20 protein-coding genes are annotated in these 25316 nt (G+C 62.8%); 10 read left to right on the top strand and 10 right to left on the bottom strand.

Going from position 1 to position 25316, the window contains the following annotated elements; genetic code table 11:
* On the bottom strand, positions 1-287 hold a 287-nt coding region (locus V5B39_RS11700), incomplete at its 3' end, for an acylphosphatase (RefSeq protein ID WP_332343070.1).
* A 130-nt stretch (positions 288-417) separates the two neighbouring features.
* On the opposite strand from V5B39_RS11700, the gene V5B39_RS11695 reads away from it, so the two are divergent.
* The 7 genes from V5B39_RS11695 to V5B39_RS11665 all read left to right on the top strand — a co-directional run bounded on the left by V5B39_RS11695 (position 418) and on the right by V5B39_RS11665 (position 11569).
* Complete coding sequence (locus tag V5B39_RS11695) at positions 418-1890, top strand: complex I subunit 4 family protein (protein WP_332343069.1); 1473 nt, start codon at positions 418-420, stop codon at positions 1888-1890.
* Positions 1891-1902: 12 nt separating this feature from the next.
* On the top strand, positions 1903-5094 hold the full coding sequence (locus V5B39_RS11690) for a DUF2309 domain-containing protein (RefSeq protein ID WP_332343068.1): 3192 nt from the start codon (positions 1903-1905) through the stop codon (positions 5092-5094).
* Complete coding sequence (locus V5B39_RS11685; protein ID WP_332343067.1) at positions 5091-6641, top strand: proton-conducting transporter transmembrane domain-containing protein; 1551 nt, start codon at positions 5091-5093, stop codon at positions 6639-6641. The genes V5B39_RS11690 and V5B39_RS11685 overlap by 4 nt, the downstream gene beginning before the upstream one ends.
* Positions 6638-8137 carry a complex I subunit 4 family protein gene (locus tag V5B39_RS11680; protein ID WP_332343066.1) on the top strand — a complete coding sequence of 500 codons (1500 nt, stop codon included), beginning with the start codon at positions 6638-6640 and terminating at the stop codon, positions 8135-8137. Before V5B39_RS11685 ends, V5B39_RS11680 begins: the two co-directional genes overlap by 4 nt.
* Positions 8130-9632 (top strand): complex I subunit 4 family protein, encoded by a 1503-nt coding sequence (locus tag V5B39_RS11675; protein WP_332343065.1) that lies wholly within the window; start codon positions 8130-8132, stop codon positions 9630-9632. The genes V5B39_RS11680 and V5B39_RS11675 overlap by 8 nt, the downstream gene beginning before the upstream one ends.
* A gap of 111 nt (positions 9633-9743) precedes the next feature.
* Positions 9744-11090, top strand: a complete 1347-nt coding sequence (locus V5B39_RS11670) for an AAA family ATPase (protein WP_332343064.1) — start codon at positions 9744-9746, stop codon at positions 11088-11090.
* Positions 11087-11569 carry a hypothetical protein gene (locus V5B39_RS11665; protein WP_332343063.1) on the top strand — a complete coding sequence of 161 codons (483 nt, stop codon included), beginning with the start codon at positions 11087-11089 and terminating at the stop codon, positions 11567-11569. The genes V5B39_RS11670 and V5B39_RS11665 overlap by 4 nt, the downstream gene beginning before the upstream one ends.
* 490 nt (positions 11570-12059) lie before the next feature.
* Here the strand turns inward: V5B39_RS11665 and rfbD are convergent, their stop codons facing one another.
* The 3 genes from rfbD to V5B39_RS11650 form a co-directional block, all read right to left on the bottom strand.
* Positions 12060-12956 (bottom strand): dTDP-4-dehydrorhamnose reductase, encoded by an 897-nt coding sequence (gene rfbD / locus V5B39_RS11660; protein WP_332343062.1) that lies wholly within the window; start codon positions 12954-12956, stop codon positions 12060-12062.
* Complete coding sequence (gene rfbB, locus V5B39_RS11655; RefSeq protein ID WP_332343061.1) at positions 12953-14020, bottom strand: dTDP-glucose 4,6-dehydratase; 1068 nt, start codon at positions 14018-14020, stop codon at positions 12953-12955. Before rfbB ends, rfbD begins: the two co-directional genes overlap by 4 nt.
* Positions 14021-14117: 97 nt before the next feature.
* A complete protein-coding gene (locus V5B39_RS11650; protein WP_332343060.1) occupies positions 14118-15539 on the bottom strand; it encodes a mannose-1-phosphate guanylyltransferase/mannose-6-phosphate isomerase in 1422 nt (473 codons plus the stop codon).
* Between the two features lie 153 nt (positions 15540-15692).
* Between V5B39_RS11650 and waaC the strand changes: the two genes are divergently transcribed.
* Both waaC and waaA read left to right on the top strand, forming a co-directional pair.
* Complete coding sequence (waaC, locus tag V5B39_RS11645; RefSeq protein ID WP_332343059.1) at positions 15693-16649, top strand: lipopolysaccharide heptosyltransferase I; 957 nt, start codon at positions 15693-15695, stop codon at positions 16647-16649.
* Positions 16646-17947, top strand: a complete 1302-nt coding sequence (waaA, locus tag V5B39_RS11640) for a lipid IV(A) 3-deoxy-D-manno-octulosonic acid transferase (RefSeq protein WP_332343058.1) — start codon at positions 16646-16648, stop codon at positions 17945-17947. The genes waaC and waaA overlap by 4 nt, the downstream gene beginning before the upstream one ends.
* Before the next feature lie 75 nt (positions 17948-18022).
* Here the strand turns inward: waaA and V5B39_RS11635 are convergent, their stop codons facing one another.
* The 6 genes from V5B39_RS11635 to V5B39_RS11610 all read right to left on the bottom strand — a co-directional run bounded on the left by V5B39_RS11635 (position 18023) and on the right by V5B39_RS11610 (position 24325).
* Positions 18023-19366: a TolC family outer membrane protein gene (locus V5B39_RS11635; RefSeq protein ID WP_332343057.1), complete on the bottom strand. Its 1344-nt coding sequence runs from the start codon at positions 19364-19366 to the stop codon at positions 18023-18025.
* A 95-nt stretch (positions 19367-19461) separates the two neighbouring features.
* Positions 19462-20112: a protein-L-isoaspartate O-methyltransferase family protein gene (locus V5B39_RS11630; protein WP_332343072.1), complete on the bottom strand. Its 651-nt coding sequence runs from the start codon at positions 20110-20112 to the stop codon at positions 19462-19464.
* Between the two features lie 257 nt (positions 20113-20369).
* Positions 20370-20636 carry a 30S ribosomal protein S20 gene (gene rpsT, locus V5B39_RS11625; protein ID WP_034945454.1) on the bottom strand — a complete coding sequence of 89 codons (267 nt, stop codon included), beginning with the start codon at positions 20634-20636 and terminating at the stop codon, positions 20370-20372.
* Between the two features lie 149 nt (positions 20637-20785).
* Positions 20786-21964 (bottom strand): porin, encoded by a 1179-nt coding sequence (locus tag V5B39_RS11620; RefSeq protein ID WP_332343056.1) that lies wholly within the window; start codon positions 21962-21964, stop codon positions 20786-20788.
* 385 nt (positions 21965-22349) lie between these two features.
* Entirely contained in the window at positions 22350-23528 is a 1179-nt protein-coding gene (locus tag V5B39_RS11615) for a porin (RefSeq protein ID WP_332343055.1), read from the bottom strand.
* Between the two features lie 332 nt (positions 23529-23860).
* Complete coding sequence (locus V5B39_RS11610; protein ID WP_332343054.1) at positions 23861-24325, bottom strand: hypothetical protein; 465 nt, start codon at positions 24323-24325, stop codon at positions 23861-23863.
* 240 nt (positions 24326-24565) lie between these two features.
* On the opposite strand from V5B39_RS11610, the gene V5B39_RS11605 reads away from it, so the two are divergent.
* Positions 24566-25303 (top strand): c-type cytochrome, encoded by a 738-nt coding sequence (locus V5B39_RS11605; protein ID WP_332343053.1) that lies wholly within the window; start codon positions 24566-24568, stop codon positions 25301-25303.
* Positions 25304-25316 lie beyond the last annotated feature (13 nt).

Raw genomic sequence — 25316 nt, 5'->3', positions numbered from 1 at the left:
GTGGCAATCTGCCGGAACCCGTCCGTCGCGCCGATTTCCGCAGCGTTGCCCTCGTTGCAGAGAACGCGGTCGACCCTGGCCATCGGGGGTCCGCGCTGTGCCCAGAGCAGCAGCGCGTCAAGCGCCTCGGCCGGGCCGCTGACCAGCGCTTCGACACTGCCGTCGCGACGATTGCGGACCCAGCCGGAGAGGCCGAGTCGTTCGGCCTCGGCGCACAGCGACCAGCGGTAGCCGACACCCTGAACCCGGCCATGTATACGCAGGTTTCGGCAGATGGTCTGACTCATCTTTCGACTCCAAAATGTTGAAACTGGGAACTGGGGCGGTGCGGCCGCAGCCAATACTGGCATAATCGTCGTCCATGAAAAGAAGAATAGCAAGGGAAGCGGCATCACTTTCCGGAGCCCTTGTCCGGCGATGCTGAAGACGCTGTTGCTGCTGCCGCTTTTGGGGGCCGCGCTGTTGTCGCTGCTGCCGAGCCGCCGCGTCGATCTGCTGCGCCATCTGGCAAGCGCCATCGCTGCCGCGACGATGTGCTGTGCCGGCCTGTTGCTGCTCGACTTCGATCCGGCCAGCGCGGATATCCAGTTTTTTGAAACCCGGCCGTGGAATCCGCGCGTCGGCTCGCATTTCGCGCTCGGCGTGGACGGTGTCTCGCTGCCAATGGTGCTGCTCGCGACGGTGCTCTGTTTCGTCGCAATCTTCTCCTCGACCAGCATCCGCAGCGGCGCCAAACTGTATTTCTCGCTGTTGCTGATCCTTGAAACCTCGCTGCTGATCGTGTTTACGGCGCGCGACTGGTCATTGTTCTACGTCTGCTGGGAGCTGACCCTGATCCCGCTGTTCTTCCTGATCGACCGCCTGGGAGGCGTCAACCGTCATCGGGCAGCGCTCAATTTTGTCCTGTATACGCTGGGGGGATCGGTATTCATGCTGATCGCGCTGCTGTTGCTCTACGATGTCGCCCCCGGCCACAGCTTCGCGATGGTCGACCTGGCCGCCGGGGGCGCACAGTTGCCGGTGCGTACGCAGATTCTGGTCTTTCTCGGGTTGCTGCTGGGTTTCGGGGTGAAGATGCCGATCGTCCCGCTGCATGGCTGGTTGCCGCTGGCACACGTCGAGGCACCGAGTCCGATTTCGATTCTGCTCTCCGGAATCCTGCTGAAAATGGGCGCCTACGGGCTGATCCGTGCGGCTGCAACCCTGCCGGCCGCCGCATTGGCGCTGCAGGACTGGCTGGCGCTGCTGGCGCTGGTCAGCCTGATCTATGGTGCGGTATTGGCCTGGCGGCAGACCGACCTGAAAGCGATGATCGCCTACTCGTCGATCTCGCACATGGGGGTCGTCCTGCTCGGCATCGCTGCGCTCAACCCGGTCGGACTCAGCGGTGCGCTGACCCAGATGGTTGCGCATGGACTGACCGCCGGACTGCTGTTCCTGCTCATCGGTCTGCTCTACGAGCGCACGCACAGCCGTGATCTGGCGACTTACGGTTCGCTCAATCGCAGCGCACCGCGCTTCGCCGTGTTGATCGTGTTCACGCTGCTGGCCTCGGTCGGCCTGCCCGGCAGCGCCGGTTTCATCGCCGAACTGCAGGTGCTGATCGGCGCTTATGGCCGCTGGGGAAGCTGGCTGGTCCTGCTGTCGATCGCGGTGTTGATTTCCGCAGCCTACGCCTTGCGCGCCATTCGCTGCCTGTCAACCGGACCCGAGCGGCCTGTCGGTGCGGCGTCGGTTGGGGTGGCGCATTTCGCCGACCTCAATCGCACGGAATGCGCGGCCGCCTGGCTGCTGGCCGGCGGCATCGTCTGGATCGGCATCCTGCCGGCACCGCTGCTGCGCCTGATGGCCACTTCGCTGAGCCGGCTGGCCACCCCCTTCGGCGCCTGAGCGAGTCCGCGCATGCCCTCATCCGTCCTTCCGAAAATTGCCGCCGCCACACCCGGCCTGGAACGCGTACAGGCCGGCCTACAGCAGCTTGCGCACCTGCTGCCGGCGCAGGCGCCCTTGCGCGATTTCGTCCATCACAACACCCTGCACGCCTTCCAGCATCTGCCGTTCGCCGAAGCGCTCGGTGAAGCTGGCCGCCTGACTGGCGCACGTCCCTGGCTCGACGAGAGCCGCTGCCGGAAACTGTTTCAGGAAGGGCGAGTGAACGCGGACGATCTCGCGGCCGCCTTGCGGCAATTGCCCGAAACCCGAGCCGACGAGTGGCTGCCCGGTGATGCGCTGCCCGGCTTGCGTCGCGGCGAGATCCTGCAGGCGACCCTGCTGCAGCCGCCGGGAACCCTTTCATCGACCCGTCTGCGCTGGCAAATCGAAGAAAAATCGGCATGCGAGCGCCTGCAGGCGGATCTCGACCCGGTCGTGCGGCAGCGGCTGCTGGACGCTGCCGCTGTGGACGGCCACGATGAGGCTGCGGCCGTCGCCGACCTCTGGGCAGCGGCATGCGCTTTGCGCGAGCCGACTGCCCGGCCTGCCGTCGCTTGCCCCGAGCCCTCGGCGGCCACTGCCACGACGATCTGGCAGGAACTGCTCGACCGTCTCGGCAACCCATGGACGCTTGGCGCATTGCTCGCTCATCTGACGGGTGAGGATATCCGGCCTGCTCTGCAGGCGGCCCTGATCCGCCATCTTGCGGCCCACCTGGATCACGGCCTGGCCGCCTGGAGAAACCCGGCACGAGCACAGGGCTTTTTTATGGCGTGGCGACAAAGCGCCAGCAGCGACTGGGCCTGGGAACTTGACGAATTCGCTGGCGCACGCCAGGACATCGGGCAACTTGCCGACGATCCGCTGCAGGTGATCGCCAACGAACTGCAGCCATTGGGCATGGACGATTCGCGCTGCAGTGCCTATCTGCAGCGACTGGCGATGGAATTGCCGGGCTGGGCCGGCATGTACCACTGGCATGAAGCGCACGCCGGAAGCGGTGATCCGCCGGTCAGCCTGGCCGATTTTCTCGCCGTGCGCGTGGTACTCGAACGCCTCCATGTCGAGCAGTGGCTGCGCCGTATCTGGGGCCTGCGGCTCGGCGAACTCGGCGGCTACTTCATCGATCATCCGGCTGAGCTGGCGGTCAGGCACGCGGCCGGCAGTCGCCAGTTGCCGGACGACCTGCTCGACCAGGTGCGGCCGCATCTGGCGGCCGAAACAGCGTATGGCGACTGGCCGCATTTCGCCCGCCGCCTGACGGAGACGCACAACGCCGACGCCGCAGCGACCGACACCGAAGCACTGGCCGCCTGGCCACTGTTCGTCCTGGCACAAAGACTGGGACTGACTGGTCGCAGGCTGCGCGAGATCGGCCGATCCGGGGTGGAGTCCTTGCTGGGTTGCGCCGATTCCCTGACTGACGACCAGCGCGGCCTGCTCTGGCTGCTGGCCTACGAACATCACTATCGGCAACAGATCTTTGCAGCCTTGCTCGCCAATCATGGCCGCGCACCGGCGCTGGCCGGCAAAGCCCAGGCGCAGTGGGTTTTCTGCATGGACGACCGCGAAGAGGGCAGTCGCCGTCATCTCGAAGAGGTCAACCCGGCTTTTGAAACCTTTGGTGCCGCCGGTTTCTTCGGCACCCCGATGTTCTGGCAGGGCCTCGACGACGAGGCGCCGACCGCCCTCTGTCCGATCGTCGTGCGCCCGACGAATAGCGTGCGCGAGACCCTGCCGCCCGGCGCCGAAGCGGCGTACCGGCAGCATCAGCAGCGTCGCCAGCTGCGCCTGGCGTGGCGCGAACGCCTGCATCAGGGCAGCCGGCGCGGCTGGCTGCAGGCTGCGCTGCTGAGCGTTGCCGCCGCACCTTGGGCCCTGCTCGCGCTACTGGCGCGGACGCTGGCGCCGGGACCTCTCGGGAGGCTGCTTGAGCGCGCTCGCGACCGCTTCGACAAGCCGCTGCCGGGTGCGCTGGAATTGACCGCCGAGGCCGACGAAGCAAAACGGGTCGCCAGTAGCGACGCGCCACGAATCGGCTTCAGCGAAGAGGAGCAACTGACCCGCGTCGGCGCTTTTCTGCGCAGCATCGGCCTGACCAGCCACTTCGCGCCACTGGTGCTGATCGTCGGCCACGGTTCGGACAGCCGCAACAACCCGCATCTCGCCGCCTACGATTGCGGCGCCTGTTCCGGCCGCCACGGCGGGCCGAATGCACGCGTGTTTGCCGCGATGACCAACCGGCCGGCGTTGCGTGCACAACTCGCACGGCAGGGGATCGTCATCCCGGAGACGACGCACTTCATCGGCGCCGAGCACAACACCTGCGATGAAAGCTTCGTCTGGTACGACCTCGAGCAATTGCCGGCCAGCCATCGCGAGGCCTTTGCCGCACTGCGCCGCGACTGTCAGGAAGCGGCGCGCCGCCATGCCGTCGAGCGTTGCCGCCGTTTCGCTTCGGCGCCGCGCGCCCCTTCACCGCAGCAGGCGCAGGCGCACCTGTTCAACCGGCGCCAGGACATCGCGCAGGCACGCCCCGAACTCGGACATGCCACCGTGGCGGCGGCTTTCATCGGCCGCCGTACGATGAGCCGCGGGGCATTTTTCGATCGACGGGTGTTCCTGATTTCCTACGATCCGCTGCCGGATACCGACGGGCGCGTGCTCGAAGCGACCCTGCTGGCGGCTGGTCCGGTTGGCGCCGGGATCAACCTCGAATACTACTTTTCGACCGTCAATAACGAAGGCTATGGCTGTGGCAGCAAGATCATGCACAACCTGACCGGGTTGTTCGGAATCATGCAGGGGGCCAGTTCCGACCTGCGCACCGGCCTGCCGCTGCAGATGGTCGAGATCCATGAACCGATGCGGCTGCTGGTGATCGTCGAACAGACGCTGGAAATCATCAGTGCGATCTACCAGCGACAGCCCCCCCTGCAGGAATTGATTGGCAAGGAGTGGATCGTTCTCGCCGCCAAACACCCACAGACGGGGGCCATCGATCTCTTCGCGCCGGCAACCGGCTGGCAACCCTGGAGCCCCCAGGCAACGGGCCAGCCGGCGCCGGACGTGCCCGAGGCCGAGCGTTCGTCCGACTGGTTCGCCGGCCAGCGCGAACCCTTGCCGCCAGCCTTGCTGCGGCGCCCGGTGGTGACCGCATGAGCGCACCCGACGGGCTGTTCGAAATGTTGGCCATGGCCAGTCACCTGTTCTGGCTGGTGCCGCTGTTGCCGCTGCTGTCAGCCGCGCTGATCGCCATTCTTCTGCTCCTGCGCCGCGGCGCTGGCGATGCCGGCGAGCCGCTGACGGCCGCCATCGCCGGCACCGCCGCGCTCACTGCACTGCTGCTCCTGCTGGTCTTCGATCTGCTGGCCATCGCTGGCGCCCTGCCGGCGCATCCGGAGTTTGGCGAATGGCTGCGTATCGGCGCCGTAGCGGTTCGCCTGTCCTTCGTGGCCGACGCCTACAGCCTGCCGGCTGCGACGCTGGTCACCCTGATCGCCTGGATTGCGATCCGTTTTTCGGCCACCTATCTGCACCGGGAGGCCGCTTTCCCGCGCTTCTTTCTCGGCATGAGCCTGTTCCTTGCCGGCATCCTGCTGATCGTTCTGGCCGGCAACGCGGTGCTGACCTTCGTCGGCTGGGAACTTGCCGGTTTCAGCTCCTGGCTGCTCATCGCTTACGCCTGGGAACGACCGGTCGCGACCGGCAATGCCTTGTTTGTCTTCCTCTGCAACCGCATTGGCGATGCCGGTTTCATGCTCGGGATCGCCCTCGCGACATGGTCGGTGGGCAGCCTCGAGTGGGCCGGACTGGTCGGTGACGGCGGCCTGGCCCAAGTGACGGCGCGCCTGCTGGCGTTCGGTTTCGTGCTGGCGGCGCTGGTCAAATCGGCGCAATTGCCGTTTACGCCATGGATCGCGCGCGCGCTCGAAGGCCCGACGCCGTCTTCGGCAATCTTCTACGGTTCGCTGATGGTGCACGCCGGCGTCTATCTGCTCTGTCGCCTGCAGGGTCTGCTCGTACAGGTGCCCGACCTGCTGGCACTGCTGGCGGTCGTCGGTCTGGCGACCGCCGTGTACGGCGGACTCTGTGCGCTGGTGCAGAGCGATGTCAAGTCGGCGCTGGTATTTTCGACCGTGACCCAGGTCGGTCTGATGGTCGGCTGCTGCGGTCTCGGACTGTTCTGGCTGGCCGCCTGCCACGCGGGCCTGCATGCCGCCTGGCGCGCGTATCAGTTTCTGCTCGCGCCGGCGTACATGCATCTGGCAAGTCAGCCGGCGCCGCCGGTGCCGCGCTGGCTGGCCGGGCAACGCTGGGGGTACACGGCGGCGCTGCAGCGTTTCTGGATCGAACCGCTGGCCAACAGCCTGCTGACGCGTCCAACGCTGGCGCTCGGCAGGGACGTGCGGGCGCTCGACGAGCGTTTCATCGACCCGATCGTCGGCGCACCCCGCGACGATGAACGCCCTGGCACCGGTGACGCGGCCGACGAACTGATCCGTGGCCATGGCCTGGCCGGTCACGCATTGTTCAACTTCGCGAACCGCATGCAGCGCCTGGAAAGTGCCCTGCTGCTCAGCGGCGACGGGGCAATGGAGAAGTCGCTGCAACGCGCCGCACACTACGCGGATGCCATCGAATCGCTGCTCGAACAACCGCGCTATCTGATGCTGATGGTCATGGCGACTTTCGTGGTGATCCTGTGAGTGAAATCCTCTGGGCCACGCAGGCCGGCTACCCGCCACTGGCAGCGCTGCAATGCTTGCCGCTGGCCGCGGCCCTGCTGCTGCTGATCATGCGCGAGGCCGACCTGGCGCTGGTCATCGGCCGTATCTTCGCGGTCGCCGAACTGGTCGTGGCGATCGACCTGTACGCCCGCATCGACGTGTCGACCAGCCTCCTGCAGTTCGCCGAGCGCGTCGATGTGTTCGCTTACCATGCTGCGGCCGACGGGGTGAGCGTGCTGTTCATCCTGCTCACGGCGCTGCTCGGCGTGCTGCTCTCTTTCTACGGCATGGCCCGCCAGCAGATCTCGCCGGTACAGCTCCTGAGTGTGCTGTTGCTGATCGAGTCGTCGCAGATGACCATGCTCACGACGATGAACCTGTTGTGGTTTGCCGGCGCTTCGGCAGTACAACTGGCGCTGGTCGGCTACCTGCTCTGGCGCTGGGCTTCGGCCAGAGAGGAGAACCTCGCCCTGTCCCGCTTCCTGCAGTATCAGCTCTTCGGCTGGTGCCTGTTCATGGCCGGTTCCATCGTCCTGGTCTGGAGCCACGCCGACGTCCTGGGCGGCCACTGGAGCTTCGACCTCTTCGAATTGCTGAAAACGCCGCAGATCGGCAAATACCAGTCGGCGGCCTTCTATCTGCTGTTTTATGGACTGGCGGTACGCACCCCGCTGTTTCCCCTGCATGGCTGGCTCCCCAACTCGGCTGGCTACGGCCTGATCGCCGTGGGCCCGGTACTGCTGCTCGGGGTCAAGGTCGGTATCTACGGCATGGCGCGCTTCCTGCTGCCGCTGACCGCCGAAGCGGTGATGATCTGGCAGCCCTATGTCGTGGCCTTCGCCATGGTCGGCGTCTTTTTTGCCGCGAGCATGGCTTTCCGGCAGGTCAATCTGCGCCGGCTGATGGCTTTTGCAGTCGTCAGCCATACCAGTCTGATCGTGATTGGCCTGTTTACGCTGCATCCGGCCGGCCTGCAGGGCGCGCTGCTGCTGGCCGTCAACTTCGGCCTGGCGATTACGGTGATGCTGTTGATGGTCGGTTACGTGTACCGCCGTACCGGCACCACCCATCTCGATCGGCTCGGCGGTCTCTTCGACCGCGTTCCCTTCATCGCCGTTGCCTTCCTGATCGGCGGCCTGGCGCTGCTTGGCATGCCGGGGACGCCCGGTTTCGACGCCGTACACCTGGTTCTGGAAGCGTCGATCGAAACCTTTGGCGCCTTGCCGACCATCGCCACGGCGCTCGGCAACGTCGTTGCGGCCGGTTTCCTGCTGTGGGCTTTCCAGCGCGCCTTTCTCGCGCCGCGACCCAGGGATCTGCCGGCAGCCCGCATCGCTCGCACCGGCAAGATGGAGTATTTCGTTGGTGGCGCCACACTGCTGGTGCTGCTGGCAGCCGGTTTCTACCCCGAGCCCTGGCTGCAGTTGACCGACGCGGCAACGCAGGCGCTGTCGACCCATTTCCATCATGATTGAACTGGCGTCCTGGCCACTGCTGAGCACGCTGCTGTCGCTGCCGTTGCTTGGCGCGCTGTTGGCTGCGCTGTGGCGGCGCAAGGCCGGTGCGCAGTGGATCGCGCTCGGCAGCGCGGTGCTGACGCTGCTCTGCTCGCTGCTGATCGTCGGCGCCTTCGATGACCAGGACCCCGACTTCCAGTTGCTGGATTCGGCGAGCTGGCTCCCGGGGGTCAATATCCACTACTTGGTCGGGGTCGATGGCCTCTCGCTGCTCTTTCTGCCGGCGACGGCGCTGCTCTTCTGCGGCGCGGTCGTCGCCGGCTGGCGGCGGCATTCTCCGGCCGCGGACGCAATCCCCCCCGGCGTGTACTTCGCCCTGCTGCTGCTGCTCGAAGCCGCCACCCTCGGCGTCTTCTGCGCACTCGACAGCATCCTGTTCTTCTGCTTCTGGGAGTTCACGCTGCTGCCGCTGTACTTCCTGGTCAGCCTGTGGGGCCTGGGCGCCGGCCGCCAGGCAGCCGCCGTGCGCTATTTCCTGGTCATGCTCGCCGGCGGCGTGCCGCTGCTGTTTGGCCTCCTGGCACTGGCTTTCGGGCATGCCGAACAGAGCGGCGCACTGCACTTTGATCTGCCAACACTGCTGGCGACAGCGCTGCCGGAGCGGACCCAGTATCTGGTGTTCCTGCTGCTGCTCGCCGGTTTTGGCGTCAAGGTGCCGCTGCTGCCGCTGCACACCTGGCTACCCGCACTGGCGATGGGTGCGCCAGCGGCAGTGACGGCCGTGCTGGTCGGGCTCAAACTCGGCGCTTACGGGCTGATCCGCTTCGCCATTCCGCTGGCGCCGCTCGCAGCGCGCGAGCTGCACTGGCTGCTCGCCGGTTTCGGCACTGTGGCCATTCTCTACGGCAGCGTCGCGGCACTGGCACAGAGCAATCTGCGCGCCGTACTGGCATACGCGAGCCTGTCGCATGTCGGGCTGGTCGTGCTGGGGCTGGCATCGTTCTCGGTTTCGGCACTGCAGGGAGCGCTGCTGCAACTGCTGAACTTCAGCGTCGCCGCTGGCGGCGGCTTTCTGGTCCTCGCTTTCCTGCAGCGCCGGAGCGACTCGACCGACATCAGCCAGCTCGGTGGCGTGATCCACCGCATGCCACTCCTGTCCGGCTTCTTCCTGCTCTTCGGATTGGCCGGCATCGGCCTGCCGGGAACCAGCGGCTTCCCCGGAGAACTGCTGATCATCGTCGAAACGCTGCACAGCCATACCGGTGCCGGCCTCGCTGCGCTGTTCGCCATGGTGCTCGCTGCCGCAGCCTTCCTGTCGCCTTTCCGGCAGGCCTTTCTCGGACCCTTGCGCAATCCCGACCTCGTCGCCGCCGACGACCTGCTGCCACGCGAGCTGGCCTGGCTGCTCCTGCCGACCCTGTTGATTATCGCGGTCGGCGTCTATCCGCTGCCGATCCTCGAACTGCTGCGTCCAAGTGCCGAAGCCTGGGTGGCGGCGCTCGCCGGTCTGTAGGTGGTTCGATCCGTCGCGCGGGCGTTGGACCAAAGCTCAGCGATCGATGCTTGCGACCAACAAGCGTATCGTCGAACCGTATCACCAGACCTTCGAAAAGGAGCTTGCCTCATGCTGACTGCCATCACATTGGAGAACTTCAAAAGCTACCGGCAGGCCGAGCTTCCCTTGGCGCCACTTACGGTGATGATCGGCGCCAATGCTTCAGGCAAGAGCAACGCGATTGAGGGAATGCGCCTGCTGTCCTGGCTTGCGCAGGGGCAGAGACTGTCGGCCATTCAATACGCGGTGCAGAGTGGGGATCGCGTGGTGCGTGGCACGATCGACGATTTGCCTTTCGAGCACGGCGACTCCTTCGGTTTGGGGGCGCAAACCAGCGATATGGAATGGAACCGGTTGTCGATGACGCTCGTGCGCCGGCCGGATGGGCTTCACATTGCCGCCGAGAAGCTGACCCACAACGACGCAACCGTACCGCTCTACGCCTTGGATCAGCCCTCGCATGATCGAGGGACCGACGCGGGGGTGGCTTACAACAATTTTTCCAAGGGTCCTAACAAACCGCATGTCACTTGCTCGGATCAGGCTGCGATTTTCACGCAACTGGCCAGCCCTGCGACCTTTGGCTCAGCGCACAAAGCCTCGCGTGAACGTATTCCCCCCGTGGTCAAGCAAGTCGAGCAGGGCTTGTCTGCCATGCTGTTTCTCGATCCTGTTCCTGCCCGCATGCGTGATTACGCTTTTCCTTCGGACAGCGTATTGCAGGGCGACGGCCGTAATTTGTCAGCCGTGCTCTACAGGCTTTGGGGCGCCGACCGCGAGAAGACCATCGAGCAACAACGCGGCGGACAGGAGCCGTTCGAGAGTCAGCGCCGGGCCATCCTCTCTTTCATCCAAAGCCTGCCGGAGCAGGACATCGCCAGCCTGTCCTTCTTGGAGGAGCCACGTGGCGGGGTCATGGTCAAACTCACGGAGACCTTCGGCGGCCAAACACGCGATTACGATGCCTCGCTGTTATCCGACGGAACGCTACGCGTGCTGTCGATTGCCGCGGCCATGCTCTCCGCGCCGGAGGGCAGCCTGGTGGTCATCGAGGAAATCGACAATGGCGTTCATCCGAGCAGGGCACGACGCCTGCTGGCCAATATTCGCGACATCGCCGAGCGGCGCGGATTGCGGGTGCTTCTTTCCACACATAATCCGGCCATGCTCGACGCGCTACCGGATTCCGCTTTGCCCGATGTGCTGTTCTGCTATCGCGATCCAGGACAAGGGGCAAGCCGCGTGGTGCGTTTACAGGATGTCCCGGATTATCCCGAACTGATCGCTCAGGATTCGCTCGGTGCCTTGGTAACCAGTGGAGCGCTGGAGCGCTTTATCAAACAACCACAGGCGCTTGATCGGCAGGAGCGCGCCGTGGCATGGCTGGAGACAATGAAGCGGGGTGCAGGACAATGAGCACCATCGTCTTGCTTGATACCTCCGTCTATCTGAACATTCTCGATGTCCCGGATTTCAATCAAGATCGCGACGAAGTGTTTACCACACTCCAGGATTCAATCGGCTGCGGGGATTACTTCCTCTTGCCCTTGGCCACGGTATGGGAAACCGGTAATCACATTGCCGATCTCGCGGATGGGCAAACGCGGCGCCAACATGCCGCCCGACTTTTGGAGGATGTCACAAAGGCTTTTGGCGGAAATGCTCCGTATCGGGCGACCTATTTTCCAGACCGTGAAGAATTTTTGAAGTGGCTGGGAGACTTCCCGGATACGGTCATGCGCAGCAAGTCGGCCAAAAAGCAGCGCGAGGGGGTGAGTTTGGCGGATCTCTCGATCATCAAGGAATGGGAACGCAATTGCGCCTTGCACCCCATGAGCCGTGTCCGTATCTGGTCTCTCGACAGTGATTTGGCCAGCTACGACCGGCAGCCCTGAATCGAGAACCGGCAGGATGAGGCAGCGTTCGAGGCTCTGCTTGCCGATGAAAAACTGCAGGGTGATTTCTACGGTTGCCTGTCGGCATTCGCCAAGACCCTCGCCATCGCCATGTCGGGCGAGCAGTTCATCGAGCAGACGCCGGCACAACGCATCATGATCAGTTGGCCCGGAAAAAGTCATGACCGTTAATGTGAAAGTCGCGTCAGCGACTCACGAATCTCCCCTCTCCCTCGCGGGAGGCGAAGGCGGGGTTTCGCGGAGCGCTGCTCCGCGCCGCCGTAGCCGGGCCGCGATGCAGCGCGGGCCATGGGAGGGGTCGGGGGGCGAGAGGGGGAATTCGCGGAGCATGCTCCGCGCCCATCGAGCGATTCCGGCGTGCCAGCCGGAATGAGCCCTGCAAGGGAGGGAAACGGTCATGACTTTCATGATCGGGGTGGCTGGAAAAATCATGACCGTTAGTGGCACGTACCTGGAGTGCGCCCTCCACTCATTGTCCGAGGATTTCCAGCAACATGCGGTCCACTCCCGTTTGCCAATCCGGCAGGACCAGGTCAAAGGCGGCCTGTAACTTGTACGTGTCGAGACGGGAGTTGTGGGGGCGTGGGGCGGGGACCGGGTAGGCACTGCTCGGGACGGCTTGGATGGCCTCTGGATTCACCCTGATCGCCTGTCCGGCCGCGCGTGCCTGCTCGATCACGTGCCGGGCGTAGCCGTGCCAACTGGTCTCGCCGCCGGCTACCAGATGGTAGAGACCGGCGAGGTCCGGGCGCTGCTGTACGCTGCGAATGGCGTGTGCGGTCACGTCCGCCAGCAGATCGGCCCCGGTCGGCGCGCCGATCTGGTCAGCGACGACCTGGAGTTGATCGCGCTCGCTCGCCAGCCGCAGCATGGTGCGGGCAAAGTTGTTGCCACGCGCGGCAAAGACCCAACTGGTGCGAAAGATCAGATGCCGGTCGCAGCGGGCCACCGCCTGCTCGCCTGCGAGCTTGGTCTTGCCGTAGACACCGAGCGGGCCGGTCGGGTCGCTTTCTCGCCACGGGGCTTCACCGCTGCCATCAAACACGTAGTCGGTCGAGTAATGCACCAGCCAGGCACCGATCCGCCCGGCTTCCTCGGCGAGCACGCCGGGTGCCAGGGCATTGATGGTTCTTGCCAGTTCGGGTTCGGACTCGGCCTGATCGACTGCCGTATGGGCAGCGGCGTTGACGATGATGTCGGGAGCGACCGCACGCACGCAGGCAGCCAGTCCGGCGAGATCGGTGAAACTGCCGCACAGGCTGCCGGCACCTTCGTAATCGAGAGCAACGATCTGGCCCAGCGGCGCCAGGCTGCGCTGCAATTCCCAGCCGACCTGTCCGCGCTTGCCGAAGAGCAGGATCTTCATGGCTGGCGCTCGCCGTAGTTCTTTTCGACCCAATCACGGTAGGCGCCGGACTGGACATGACGAACCCAGTCCTGATTCTCCAGATACCACAGTATGGTCTTGCGGATACCGGTATCAAAGGTTTCCGCCGGTTTCCAGCCAAGTTCCCGTTCGATCTTGCGGGCGTCGATGGCGTAGCGGCGATCATGGCCGGGCCGGTCGGTGACGTAGCTGACCTGTTCGCGGTAGGGCTTGCCGTCGGCTCGGGGTCGAAACTCGTCGAGCAGTGCGCAGACCGTGTGTACGATGTCCAGATTGGGTTTTTCGTTCCAGCCGCCGATATTGTAGGCCTCACCGGGACGACCGGCTTCAAGGACGCGCCGGATGGCACTGCAGTGGTCCTTGACGTAGAGCCAGTCGCGAATCTGCTGGCCGTCGCCATAGACGGGCAAGGACTTGCCAGCGAGGGCATTGACGATGATCAGCGGGATCAACTTCTCGGGGAAGTGGTAAGGGCCGTAGTTGTTCGAGCAGTGGGTGGTGAGCACCGGCAGGCCATAGGTGTGATGGTAGGCGCGCACCAGGTGGTCGCCCGCTGCCTTGCTTGCCGAGTAGGGACTGTTGGGCTCGTAGCGATGGGTTTCACTGAAAGCAGCTTCGTCTCTGGCCAAGGAGCCATAGACTTCGTCGGTGGATACCTGCAGGAAGCGCAAGCCCTGTCTGGCCTCGTCAGGTAGGCCGCTCCAGTAAGCGCGCACGGTTTCCAGCAGATGAAAGGTCCCGACGATATTGGTCTGGATGAAATCTTCCGGGCCGTGGATTGAGCGGTCGACGTGTGATTCGGCCGCGAAGTTGATGATTGCGCGCGGCTGGTATTGCTCCAGCAAGCGGTTGATCAGTTCGCGGTCGCCAATGTCGCCGTGTACGAAGAGGTGCCGCGGGTCGTTGGCCAGCGAGGCGAGGTTTTCGCGATTGCCCGCATAGGTCAGCTTGTCGAGGTTGATCAGTGCTTCATCGCTCTGCGTCAGCCAGTCGATCACGAAGTTGGCTCCGATGAAGCCGGCGCCGCCGGTAACCAGAATCATGGGGAATACCTTTCAAGCAGGGTTGCGGGGGAATGCATGCCGCGATCGGCGGGCGAATCATAACCCGCGCAGGGTCCAAGCGGTATCGGCAGCAGATTCATCTGCCGTAGCTGTCCTCCAGACGAACGATGTCATCTTCTCCGAGGTAACTACCGGACTGGACTTCGACGATTTCGAGGTCGATCTTGCCGGGGTTTTCCAGGCGATGAATGACGCCGAGCGGAATATAGGTCGACTGGTTTTCGGAGAGCAACAGCGATTCGTCGCCGCGCGCGATCTGTGCCGTGCCCTTGACGACGATCCAGTGCTCGGCGCGATGATGATGCTTCTGCAGACTGAGGCTCGCGCCTGGCTTGACCAGGATGCGCTTGACCTGATAGCGCGGGCCGTTCGCCACCCCCTCGTAACTGCCCCAGGGGCGATGCACGATGTGCCGAAATTCAGTTTCGCTACGCGTCGCGGACTTCAATTCTTCGACCAGCGCCTTGACCTCCTGCGCTTTCGACTTGTCGGCCACCAGTACCGCATCGGGGGTGGCAATCACGATCAGTTCCCTGACCCCCACCGTGGCAAGCAATCGTCCCTCGGAGAAGAGGACGCAATCGTGGGTGTCGACGCTATGCACATCGCCGCGTTGCGTGTTGCGATTGGCACCGGTCTGTGCGATGGTCGACAGGGCATCCCAGGCGCCGATGTCGTTCCAGCCGGCAGCCAGCGGAATCACCACCCCCCGCTCGGTCTTTTCCATGACCGCATAGTCGATCGAGTTCGACGGGCTGGCCGCAAAAGCAACCGGATCGAGGCGGAGAAAGTCGAGATCGCGGCGCGCATTCGCCACCGACGTGGTCACGCAGTTGCGGATCGCCGGCGCGAAGCGGTCGAGCGCTTCGAGGTAGGTATCGGCGCGAAACAGGAACATGCCACTGTTCCAGAAGTAGTCGCCCGAGTCCAGATAGGTTTGTGCAGTCTCGGAATCGGGTTTTTCGACAAAACACGCGAGCGCATAGCCGTTAAGCACCGGATCGCCACGGCGAATGTAGCCGTAGCCGGTCTCCGGGCGCTCAGGCAGCACGCCAAAGGTGACCAGAGCCCCGGCGCTGGCATGCGGGATCGCTGCCCTGACCGCATTCTGGAAAGCGACGACATCGCCAATCACGTGATCCGAGGGAAGTACCAGTAGCAGCGGTGCAGCTTTCTCACCCTCCTCGCAGAGAGCCTGCAGCGCAGCCGCAGCAACCGCCGGCGCGGTATTGCGCGCTGCCGGCTCAAGCAGGATGTCGGCCTTCAGCCCGATTTCCAGGAGTTGTTCGGCGACCAGGAAGCGGTGGTTTTCGTTGGCCACGGCAATCGCCTTGCCGAGTCCTGCGAGGCCGTCGAGTCGTCGCAAGGTATTCTGGAGCAGCGAAAAATCATCAATCAGACAGAGAAACTGCTTGGGATAATGCGTTCTCGAAAGTGGCCACAACCGGGTTCCGGACCCTCCACAAAGGACGACCGGACGAATCACAGGGGAGTTCATTGACAACGTCTCCAAAACAGGGCCGACTTGCTGCGAGGGAATCGCAGGCGGCGGCATTATAGCGCTGCACTGTTGTCTCCCAGCCTTGCAGCCGGCCGGCATCTCCTATAATGCGCACTTCCCGGCTACTGCCTTCATCACCCTGGCCCACCGATGCGCATCCTATTGGTAAAGACCTCGTCGCTCGGTGACGTAATTCACAACCTGCCGGTGCTCAGCGATCTGCATCATGTCTTTCCCGAAGCGCTGATTGACTGGTGTGTCGAAGAGTCTTTTGCCGACATTCCCCGTTTGCACCCCGCGCTCGACCAGGTCATTCCGGTGGCCCTCAGACGTTGGCGCCGGAATCCCGGCCGGCTCTCCACCTGGCGGGAACTGCGTGATTTCCGGCGACTCATCCATGGCAAGGCGTACGACATCGTGCTCGATACGCAAGGCTTGCTGAAAAGCGCACTGATTGCCCGACAAGCGCAGGGCCGGCATTGCGGTTACGCCGCCGAAGCCGCGCGTGAACCCCTGGCAGCACGGTTTTATGACCAAACCTTCGTCATTCCACGCAATGTGCATGCGGTGCAACGTAACCGCTGGCTGGCCGCCGCCGCTTTCGGCTATCCGCTCGACCTGCCGCTCGACTACGGAATTTCGGCGCCGCCGATCGAAACCGGCTGGCTCAGTGGCGATCGTCTGGGGGTTCTACTGACGGCGACCAGTCGCGACGACAAGCTGTGGGATGAACGGCGCTGGTGCGAACTGGGCCAGGCCCTTTGCGAGCGTGGGCTGACGCTGGTCCTGCCGGCCGGCAACGCGATCGAAAGGCAACGTGCCGAGCGCATCGCCGCCGCACTCACCGCTGCGGTTGTGCCACCGCCGCTGAGTCTGCCGCAGGTCGCCGCGGTGATTGCCCGGGCCAGCCTGGCCATCGGCGTCGATACCGGCCTTGCGCACCTCACCGCAGCCTTGCGTGTTCCGGTCATTGCCCTGTACATCGCGACCGATCCGGCGCTGACCGGGGTTCATGGCAGCGGCTTCGTACGCAATCTCGGCGGTGCCGGCGCGTCACCGTCGGTCAGAGAGGTGCTGACCGTTGCCGAGCATGTCCTGCGCCGATGAGCCGTCTGCTTTACTCGCTGCTCTTCTATCTGGCCATGCCGCTGGTCTGGCTGCGTCTGTTCTGGCGAGCGCGCAGGCAGCCCGAGTATCTGCAGCAGTTGGCTGAGCGGCACGGCTTCTACGCCTCGCGCCCACCTCGGCGGCTGTTCTGGCTGCACGCCGTTTCGGTCGGCGAGACACGTGCTGCGGCCCCGCTGATCGATTCTCTTCTGCGTGCCTACCCTGGGCACGGCGTCCTGCTGACGCACATGACTCCGACTGGTCGCGCCACCGGTCAGGAGTTGCTGGCAAGGCACCCAGGGCGGCTGACGCAGGCTTATCTGCCTTACGACCTGCCCGCTGCCTGCGGGCGCTTTCTCGATCACTTCCAGCCCGAGCTTGGATTGCTGATGGAAACCGAGGTGTGGCCAAACCTGATCGAGGCGGCCAGGCGGCGCAAATTACCGATGGCGCTGATCAACGCCCGGCTGTCGGAGCGCTCGCAGCGTGGCTATGCACGCCTGCCGAGCCTGATCAGGCCAGCTCTGGCATCGCTGAGCGCGGTTGCGGCACAGAGCGTGGCCGACGCCGAACGTCTGCAAAAAATTGGCGCACGCCAGGTCAGTGTCTGCGGCAACCTGAAATTTGACGTCACCCCTGCGCCGGCCATGCTTCAGCAGGGATCGCACTGGCGGCAAATACTCGCTGCCCGTCCGGTCTGGCTCGCTGCCAGCACCCGTGAAGGAGAGGAGGCATTGATCCTCGATGCCTTGACCGAACTCGACATTCCCGACCTGCTTTTGCTACTGGTGCCGCGCCACCCGCAACGCTTTGCCGAGGTGGCCGAACTGATTGGCCATCGCCGGCTGGCGTTCTGCCGCAGAAGCCGCGAGGAACTGCCAAACCGTAATACGCAGGTCTGGCTGGGTGACAGCATGGGTGAAATGGTCGCCTACTACGCGCTCGCGGATTTGGCGCTGATGGGAGGAACCTTGCTGCCGTTTGGCGGCCAGAATCTGATCGAGGCGGCGGCCTGTGGCTGTCCGGTCCTGCTTGGCCCGCACTGCTTCAACTTTGCAGAGGCCAGTGCAAACGCCATCGCCTGTGGAGCTGCGCGTGCAGTTCCGGATGCGGGTGCAGCGGCGCTGGCGGCCAGGGATCTGCTCTTGCATCCGCAAGCGCTGCTGGCCATGCGTACTGCCGCGACGACCTTCAGTCAGACCCACCGTGGTGCGACGGCGCGCACCATGGCATTGATCGGGCAGCTGGCTGTGAAAGTTGCGTCAGCGACTCACGAAACTCCCCCGTCCTGCCAGTGAGAAAGGGTTCGGGAAACGAGGGCAACAACCGTTGATGGCTTTCCTGATCGGGGTTGCCTGCCACCGCCATCACCGTCAGGGTGCCTCGAACAGTGAATTGATCCGTTCGAGATCGCTTTCGGTCAGCGCCCCGACTGCGGCCTTCAACCTGAGCTGGTTGATCAAGGTGTCGAAACGGGTTTTGGCCAGATCGCGCCGAGTAACATAGACCTGATTCTCGGCATTGAGCACGTCGATGTTGATGCGCACACCGACTTCGTAGCCCAACCGGTTCGATTCCAGCGAACTCAGACTCGAAACCAGCGCCGCCTCGAGTGCGCGGACTCCGGCAAGACCATTGACCACGCCGAGATAGGCCTGACGTGCGCCGAGCGCCGCGTTGCGGGTCGCATTGTCCAGCGCAGCCTGTTCTCCCGTGCGTCTGGCAATGGCTTCACGGATTCGCGAGTTGACGGCACCCCCCTGAAAAATCGGGATATTGAGTTGCAGACCAAGCTGACCGGAGGTGGTGTCGATCGAACCGACCCCAAATTGTCCAGGGCCGTTGTTCTGCCCGTAGCTGGCGACCATGTCGACTGTCGGGTAATGCGCAGCACGGCTGATGTCGACTCCCTTGGCGGCCGCTTCGGCGGCTGCCTGCTGTGCCTGAACGACAAAACTGTCACGTTCGGCCGCCTCTACCCAGGGTTCCATTCTTGCCGGTTGCGGCGGCTCAATCACGGCTCTCGGCTTCAGCCGATTCAGTTCACCCGGGTCCTTGCCCACCAGCACGCGCAGCGCGTAACGTTTCACCTCGAGATCGTTGTCGGCCGCGATCTCCTGAGCAGTCGCCAGGTCGAAACGCGACTGTGACTCATAGGTATCGGTAATGGTTGCCGTACCGACCTCGAAGTTTTTCTTCGCCTGTTCGAGTTGCTGAGCGATCGCCGTCTTGTTGGCCTGTACAGCGCGCAGGTTTTCGATGGCGAAGAGCACGTCAAAGTATGCCTGGGCAACGCGCAGGATCAGATCCTGTCCGGCTTGCGCAAAATTGGCCTCGGTCTGCATGAGCAGCAATTTCGACTGGTCGTACTGAACATAGTTCTGCCAGCGAAACAGCGGCTGCGTCAGGTTCACGCCAAAGCTGTGGCTGTTGTACTTGTTCTGGTAGCTTTGCCTCTCGGAGCTGAGAGCCACCTTGTAGCGGGTGTCGTTCCAGAAGGTATTGCCGGTCGCACCGATAGTCGGCAGCAGGCCCGCAAGCGCTTGCGGCAGTTTCTCGCGTCCGGCCTCGGCAGCCGCCCGCGCAGCCGCGTACTGGGCGTCGTAGGCGAGGGCCTCACGATAGACCTGCACCAGGTCAGCGGCCCATGCGGGAGCCGCCGACAGGAGGGTCGCCAACACCAGGCTGGATCTGCCGACACGGAGTCTCAAGGGCATCACACTCTCTCACTTTCAGTAGGCGATGAAGCAATGATCATCGCCAGCCGCTCTGCAGTCCGAGCACCCAGCGGCGCCGCATGTTCGAGCAGCTTTCAGAAAACGAAGCTCTGGCGCTTCCTGGTGGTCAACGGCGCGATCACGGTTTCAAAAAGATTGATCGTGTTGAACGCCTGATCAGCGGTGCGGATGATCAGCCGTGCTTCCATCACGGGCGCTTCGCCAATGAATGCAGCGAGGCGACCGCCCAGCTTGAGTTGCTGCAGAAATACGTCGGGCAGTTCCGGCAGAGAACCCGAAATGACGATCACATCGTAGGGGGCGTGGCCCGACCAGCCCTGTGAAGCGTCACCCGTTTCGACGTTGACGTTGGCAACACCTGCATGCCGCAGGTTACGGCGGGCAGTCTCAGCAAGGATCGGATCGATCTCGACGCTATGAACATACTCGGCTTTTGATGCAAGGAGTGCAGCCATATGCCCACTGCCAGTCCCCACCTCAAGAACGATGTCGGTGTTCCTGAGCCCCACTTCCTGGAGAATGCGCGCTTCAATCTTCGGTGGCAGCATCGTCTGGCCGTGGCCAATCGGCAACTCCAGATCGGCAAACGCCAGCGACGTGAGTGTCTCGGGGACAAAGACTTCCCGCTTGACCGCGGCAAGCAGCCCGAGTACTTCCGGATCCAGCACCTCCCAAGGGCGGATCTGTTGCTCGATCATGTTGAAGCGAGCCTGTTCCATGTCCATCTTGACCGCAGCCATAGCATTCCTTGTCACAATTATAATGCAATATTAGTAAAGCCTAATATTATATCTCGACCCTGAAATTATACCTTGATCGTCAATCGGTCGCCCATTGCGATTCGGGCCAGAATGCGGTCGGTGCGACAGCAGGCCGAACTGGGCCGACGCGGCGCTGAATGGGTTGAGACGGTTGAGTTCTTCCCTTTCGGCACAAACAAACGGCGCCCGCAGGCGCCGTTTGTTGACCAACGTGCCGGATTTTATGCGCCGAGGCCCTTGACCTGCGCCGAAAGGCGGCTCTTGTGGCGTGCTGCCTTGTTCTTGTGGATGATCTTCTTGTCGGCGATGCGATCAATCACCGATACCGACTCCTGGTAAATGCTCTGCGCCGCCGCCTTGTCGCCAGCCAGAATGGCCTTTTGCACGCGCTTGACGGCAGTGCGCAGACTCGAGCGCAGGCTGGTGTTGTGGGCGCGTTGCTTGACGGCTTGGCGGGCACGCTTGCGAGCTTGTGCGCTGTTGGCCATGGATGTTTGTCCCTATAAAAACTGCTGCTTGGGTCGAAAGGCGGCGATTCTACAGAATGCCGCCGCCTGATGCAAGCAAGATTTGGGTGTGCTTCAAAAGTGAAAAAACGGGCGCCAAGGCGCCCGTCGATTCTGCGAACAGACTGAAATCAGAAGCTGTGCGTAATCCCGGCACCAAGTGCGTAGTTGCTTTCGCCCGTGGCACCGACGATGCCCGGGATGGCGATCGCCTGTCCAGCGTTGCCGGGCAGCACGTTATTGTTGTTGCTGAAGTAGCTATAGGCGCCGTAAAGAGAGGTGCGCTTCGACAGCGGATAGGTGTACTGGGTGCCTGCGCCCCAGCTGACGCCATCACTGGTCCATTTGCGGTCGCTGGTCAGTCTGCCGTAGCTCAGTCCGAGCGTGCCACGACCGATTGGCGCGGTCACGCCAAGCGTCCAGAGATTGCTGTCCTCGATGCCGGAAACCCTGAGGCCCGTGACCACATCCCTTTTGTTCTTGTTGTCCAGAGCCTGGTAGCTGGCAAAGAGCTTGACGACCTTGAAGTCGTAACTTCCGCCGACGTACCATTCATTGATGCTCTTGTCGGTACCGGCCAACTCGTAGGGAGGAGTAGCGGTCGGGACGGAGACATTGGTACGGGATTGCCAGACCGCGTCGAAATTGATCGGGCCGTTGGCATAGTTGAGGCCAAGACCGTACTTACCGTTATCCGAGACGCTGACCCGCTTGTCGTTGTAGCCGCCAAAAGCATCCCGGGTCTCGCCGAAGCTGTAGATGGCACTGGCCTTGAAGCCGGACAGGCTGGGGCTGGTATAGGTGATGGCGTTGTTGAAACGGGCCGGGCTGTTCGGTGTGATCGTCATGCCATTGAGCGCACTGAGGCTCGACTGGATGGCAAAGTCGCTCGCATCAAGTGCGTCGTTGTTGGCGGTTGCGTTAAAACCCGGAGCATATTGACGGCCGAGGGCAACGGTGCCGTACTTGCTAGCCAAACCGACGAACTGCTGGCGGGCGTTGAGGCCACAAGTGCCAATGCCGCAGTTGATGTCCGGATCGAGACCGTACTCGAGCGTGAACACCGCCTTCAGGCCGTTGCCCAAGGCTTCTTCGCCCTTGAAGCCGAGGCGATTGCCGGCACCGACGCCGGTCAGGCCGCTAAAGGTATTCTTTCCGGGAATCTTGATGCCGAGAGCGTCGCGGCCGGCGTTCCCTGAACTGTAGGCGTAGGCCAGGTCAAGAACACCGTACATGGTGACGTTGGTCTGGGCCGTGGCGACGCCCGAGGCCAGACTCGCAACGGCCAGGGCAATGAGTTTCTTTTGCATGGTGCTATCTCCTGTAGGTCTGTAAACATGAAGCTCAAAATCCACATCCACCAGCCTGAGCCGCTGTAGCAGCGAAATCATTGGCGGAACACGGCCTGATTCTGGCAGCCAGACGCGTTTGAAGCAACCTTCGCAACCCCTTTTCAGGCAAGTAAAGCGTATTTGTTGTATTTTTGTCACGCTGAGGATGAGCGGCTTTTGACGGAGGAAGCGTTGTTTCCCTCGGCTTGATCGCGCAGGGGGTTACTGAAAGCTGGCCAGAACAAGCGCGATGAGCGCTCATGCATGATGTTCAAGACCAAGAACATTCTGGAGAGCATTGCGGAGAAACAAAAAAACGGGCGCCGAAGCGCCCGTTTCAGAAACCAGGTTGACCGAGGTCAAATTAGAATTTGTGATTGATACCGGCCAGGACGGTATTGTTGTCTTCGCCGCGCGCTGCAACCCCGGTGACGGGCCCGCCGGCGTAGCTTCTCTTGTCGTTCTTGACCCAGACATAACCGGCATACAGCGTGGTGCGCTTGGACAAGGCGGTCGTCCAGCCCAGAGCAGCGGACTGCGAATCGTCGTTGAGCGGGCGCTTGACCTTGACGCCGCCAACCCATTGGCTACCCTGATCCCAATACAGTTCGGAATAGCCGATGTGAATGTTGCTGGAGCCGAGAACCGGGATGACCGCGCCGACTTGCCAGCTCTGGTTGTCCAGGTTGGCCGCGTTCTTGTCGTTCTGACCCTGCCAGCTGGCCATCAGCTTGACGAACTTGAGGTCGAAACTGCCGCCGACGTACACTTCGTCAACCGACTTGCCATTGGCTGTGAACAGGCCGGTCAGCCCAGGAACGGAAATCAGCGAGCCATTGGTCACGTGCTGACGTTGCTGGTAGACGACGTCGACGTTGAACTGGCCCTTGGCGAAGTTGGCGCCGAGACCCCACTTGCCGTTATCCGTGACGCTAACCAGCTTGTCGTTGTAAGTGCCGCCGGAGCTGGTCTCACCGAAGGAGTAGATCGCCTTGCCGGTGAAGCCACCCCAGTTCGGGCTGGTGTAGGTGATCGCGTTATCCCAGCGGGCTGGGCTGTTCGGGGTGATGCTGTTGCCGGCTTGGGCGGTCAGGAAAGACTGTGGTTCGAACACGGCACCACCAAACGGATCATTGTTGGCAGAGGCCAGGTAGCCGGGAGCATACTGGCGACCGAGAGCGACGGTTCCCCAGCCGGCGTGGGAGAGGCCGACGTACTGTTGACGGGCGTTGAGACCGCCGGTGTTGCCGACACCGCTGTTGTTGTCGAGGTTGAGCGAGTACTCCAGGGTGAAGATCGCCTTCAGGCCATTACCGAGGGCTTCTTCACCGCGGAAACCAAGGCGGGAGCCAGCCAGCAGGCCGGAATTGATGCCGCTGAAGGTGTTGGTGCCAGGAATCGGGACGTTACCCACCCTGCCGGCGTCGCCGGTGCTATACATATAGCCGATGTCGGCCACGCCGTACATGGTGACGTTGGTCTGGGCAAAAGCAGCGCCCGAGGCCAGGCTGGCAACTGCCAGTGCGATGAGTTTCTTTTGCATGGTGAATCTCCTCTAGGTTTGAGATCAATGAAGCTCGCTGCTGCTCCATCAAACTGGACCTCTCGAAAAAGAAACGAGAAGTTCTGGCGATTCTGGCAAACGGCGATGGCCTGAGCAAGTTCCCTGAACGCTTTCCTTGAATGCAGGTTAAAGGTTGTTGGTTTTTTGCAACAGGCGTCGCCATTATGCTTGCGAAAGGGCTCCTCGGCTGCCTGATTGCTGCACAGTCTGCCCGTCAGGCCAGGAAGAACGCGGGACCAGGCACGGCGCGGCTGCATATGGCGAAGGTCAGGAATCGAAGCTTCGCTGCCGCCACATGGGCCCTCGTGGTTTCAGTGGCTGGTGACGAAGCGGAAAGGGATGGCAAGGATGGCCTTGCCGGTATCGACGAGTACGGTGGCTTCCCATTCCATACTGCCGGTGATGCATACCGGCAGGCTGGCCGATGCCGCGAAGCGGTCGCTGCCGCTCTGTCTTTCGAGTTGCGGTCGGTTGTAGCCCATCTTCATGGTGCTGCCGCTGAAATCGACTTCGACCTTGCGCACCTCGGTAGCCTCGAAGCTGGCCTGCAACTGCAGCGGCTTGAGCACCGGGATCGGTCGTGGTTCGATCGAAAACTCGATCTGCCCGCCGTTGGGCAATTTCGTGACACAGGCTTGCCGGTCGAGATGACAGTCTGACAACGGCAGTGCGATGTCGGCTTTCGGGTTGAGCAGCGGCGCCAATTGGTATCCGACGCCAGCGAGGGTGGCGATGGCAAGCAGGATGGCTGCATCGAGCAACAGATTCTTGGTCATCAGGTGGGGTATCGGTCGAGGTTTGTAGCGACAGCAGATTATCGTCCGTGCGCCGTCCCCTGGCGAACAAGGCAGCCGCCAGCGGCAGCAGAGCGATGCAGTGAGAAGCGGCCACGGTCAGAATATTTTACTCAGATCAAATTATCCGGCAGTACCAGCGTTCACCATCTGTGGCATATTGCCGCGGTGGACTGCTGGCCGCGGCGGTCGATACCGTTTTCAAACAGCAGGGGGTAAACAATGAACAAACAGGTTCCGGGATTTTGTCTGGCGATGCTTGCCGCGCTACTTGCGCATGCCGAGCCGCCGATATCCCGGCCTGCGGGCATCGAGGTCAGGGATTATCCATGGCAGGCGCCGGCCGGTGAGAAGAGTACAGCACTGGAACTCAAGGGCAACCGGAAGCGCGGTCAGGAAATCTACGAGTTGTGCCGCAGTTGCCATTTGCCGTCGGCAGGCGGACTTCCCGATGGCAGCATCCCGCAGCTCGCGGGTCAGCACAGCAGCGTGCTGGTCAGGCAGATGGCCGACATCCGCACCGGCGTGCGCGACAACCCGACGATGTACCCGTTTGCCGCGGTCCTGACCGATCCGCAGGAGCTGGCCGACGTCGCCGCCCATATCGAAGGGTTGTGCATTCCCGTCGGGCATGGTCGTTACGAGGGGGCGGACGCCGACCGGCAAATGGCAACCGGCAAGGCGCTTTACGAGAAGGCGTGCAGAGAATGCCATGGGGCCAGCGGCGAAGGCTCCAGGGACAAGGGTTATCCGGTGATTGCCGGGCAGCACTATTCATACCTGCTGCGCCAGATGACCGAGATCCGCGACGGCAAGCGCCGCAACGCCAACCCGGAGATGGTCAGAATCATCAGCAAGTACGACAATGGTCAACTGCTCGCCATTTCAGCCTACCAGTCGAGCCTGCGGATGCCGGGCAGGATGTGCAAAGCCATGGCGCCGGCCAGGAAGAAGTGGTAGGGCCGGTGCGTGG

It is taken from the genome of Accumulibacter sp., from assembly GCF_036625275.1.
Classification (GTDB): Bacteria; Pseudomonadota; Gammaproteobacteria; order Burkholderiales; family Rhodocyclaceae; genus Accumulibacter.
The sequence above is the reverse complement of the archived record's forward strand: the minus strand, read 5'-3'. Positions and strand labels throughout refer to the sequence as shown.

Coding starts and splice junctions, on each gene's coding strand:
- rfbD (WP_332343062.1), bottom strand. CDS start 12,956: ATGAAGATCCTGCTCTTCGGCAAGCGCGGACAGGTCGGCTGGGAATTG.
- V5B39_RS11610 (WP_332343054.1), bottom strand. CDS start 24,325: ATGACCAAGAATCTGTTGCTCGATGCAGCCATCCTGCTTGCCATCGCC.
- V5B39_RS11665 (WP_332343063.1), top strand. CDS start 11,087: ATGAGCACCATCGTCTTGCTTGATACCTCCGTCTATCTGAACATTCTC.
- V5B39_RS11685 (WP_332343067.1), top strand. CDS start 5,091: ATGAGCGCACCCGACGGGCTGTTCGAAATGTTGGCCATGGCCAGTCAC.
- V5B39_RS11605 (WP_332343053.1), top strand. CDS start 24,566: ATGAACAAACAGGTTCCGGGATTTTGTCTGGCGATGCTTGCCGCGCTA.
- V5B39_RS11620 (WP_332343056.1), bottom strand. CDS start 21,964: ATGCAAAAGAAACTCATTGCCCTGGCCGTTGCGAGTCTGGCCTCGGGC.
- V5B39_RS11630 (WP_332343072.1), bottom strand. CDS start 20,112: ATGGACATGGAACAGGCTCGCTTCAACATGATCGAGCAACAGATCCGC.
- V5B39_RS11615 (WP_332343055.1), bottom strand. CDS start 23,528: ATGCAAAAGAAACTCATCGCACTGGCAGTTGCCAGCCTGGCCTCGGGC.
- V5B39_RS11635 (WP_332343057.1), bottom strand. CDS start 19,366: ATGCCCTTGAGACTCCGTGTCGGCAGATCCAGCCTGGTGTTGGCGACC.
- V5B39_RS11675 (WP_332343065.1), top strand. CDS start 8,130: ATGATTGAACTGGCGTCCTGGCCACTGCTGAGCACGCTGCTGTCGCTG.
- V5B39_RS11670 (WP_332343064.1), top strand. CDS start 9,744: ATGCTGACTGCCATCACATTGGAGAACTTCAAAAGCTACCGGCAGGCC.
- V5B39_RS11650 (WP_332343060.1), bottom strand. CDS start 15,539: ATGAACTCCCCTGTGATTCGTCCGGTCGTCCTTTGTGGAGGGTCCGGA.
- V5B39_RS11695 (WP_332343069.1), top strand. CDS start 418: ATGCTGAAGACGCTGTTGCTGCTGCCGCTTTTGGGGGCCGCGCTGTTG.
- V5B39_RS11690 (WP_332343068.1), top strand. CDS start 1,903: ATGCCCTCATCCGTCCTTCCGAAAATTGCCGCCGCCACACCCGGCCTG.
- waaC (WP_332343059.1), top strand. CDS start 15,693: ATGCGCATCCTATTGGTAAAGACCTCGTCGCTCGGTGACGTAATTCAC.
- rfbB (WP_332343061.1), bottom strand. CDS start 14,020: ATGATTCTGGTTACCGGCGGCGCCGGCTTCATCGGAGCCAACTTCGTG.
- rpsT (WP_034945454.1), bottom strand. CDS start 20,636: ATGGCCAACAGCGCACAAGCTCGCAAGCGTGCCCGCCAAGCCGTCAAG.
- waaA (WP_332343058.1), top strand. CDS start 16,646: ATGAGCCGTCTGCTTTACTCGCTGCTCTTCTATCTGGCCATGCCGCTG.